The sequence below is a fragment of the Paenibacillus sp. 01T422 genome (genome assembly GCF_056398785.1).
In genome coordinates this window covers 1-1,283 of record NZ_JBFTQB010001288.1, presented here as the reverse complement: position 1 = coordinate 1,283, position 1,283 = coordinate 1, and the positions used below count along the sequence as shown (strand labels likewise).

Annotated in this window: 1 protein-coding gene and 1 pseudogene; one reads left to right on the top strand and one right to left on the bottom strand. The window is 43.6% G+C overall.

Annotation, left to right across the window (positions count from 1 at the left end):
• A pseudogene (locus AC1DUA_RS38075) lies at nucleotides 1–769 on the bottom strand (glycoside hydrolase family 15 protein); the annotation flags it as partial.
• 170 nt (nucleotides 770–939) lie between these two features.
• Between AC1DUA_RS38075 and AC1DUA_RS38070 the strand changes: the two are divergent.
• Nucleotides 940–1,283 (top strand): helix-turn-helix domain-containing protein (locus tag AC1DUA_RS38070; RefSeq protein ID WP_477504640.1); only part of this gene is annotated, 344 nt, incomplete at its 3' end.

The following is a 1,283-nucleotide window of genomic DNA, read 5'->3' as shown; positions in this document are numbered from 1 at the left end:
ATTTCACCCAGTGATCATGGGTACGCTGCAACAAAGTTTGTGGCGACTCTGTGCGCAGCAAGCTTTCCAATTTCTCAACTTCCTGCTTCGTATGCCCGAAACAAACCCAGAACCAAGCTTCTTTGGCACTTTTGGCAGGCAGCATCATGGTCAACTCAAGCGTTCCGTCGACCGAGCCTTGCGCAATCGGATTTCCGCCTAAATGACCGTCTTCCGCATCACGCCATGTGCCTTCGAGGCCATGTATGCCTTTCTGCCCCGTTGCATAGCCGCTGGGATAAGGCTTATCGACATCTGGAGATAAACCCGACAATGACATGTACCGATGCCCTTTGTAAAACAACAGCGAATTCAACTCCGGGTCAAAATAAATCGTATCTCCGACACCATTGCCATAGATTTGCAAATCCAAATGAAAATAAAGTTTTATCTCCCTTTCCTCATCAAAATGGTTTTCCACCATAATTTTGCGTAAAAAAACATTTTGCTGCACATCAACGCCATCTCGAATAACGAAGCTTAATCCCAGTCTATCATGGGTGCATTCAACGTTTGTAACCAGCGAATCTTCTAAGTAATTCAGCTTTTTGGTAACCTCCGGATGGTCGATCCAGAAGAAATCTCGCGCACACCAAATACCAAAATGTGAAAGATGATCGCTAGATTGATTCTCTTGACCTACTAAAGGGTAATACATGTCACGAATATTATAAGCAGCATCAAAATTAATGAGTACATTCCCGTTCCCAATGGGTAAATCTCTTGCCATGCGATCAGCCTCTTTCCATGATGATGCTATTAATTTTCCAATCGCTAAGCATAAATATGCACGCGGCCCACATGGCAGGGATTTCAGGAAAATAGCACCAATTAACGCTTACACATTTTCATTTCCATGAAACTCATTTACAATTAAAAAATATGGAGGGATTCATCACTATGAAGCAATTAGAAGGATTCGGTAAATTTTTGGAAAGCTTACGGGGCAAGATGTCCCTGCGCGAAGCAGCTAACAAAAGCGGACTTTCACACGCCTACATCAGAGATTTGGAACTAGAGCGCAACCGCTCGACCAATGAGAAAATCAACCCATCGCCTGTTACGCTTAAAAAGCTGTCGGATGCCTACAACATTCCATACACGGATTTAATGGAGAAAGCGGGCTACCTCGAGATCGAGAGTGAGCAAGCAAACAGTAACAAAGCCGCCTTGCAGGAACCGGTTTCTATGAACGATACGTTATTTATTGAAGTTAGCTCGAAAGAAATGATTTATCATACTCG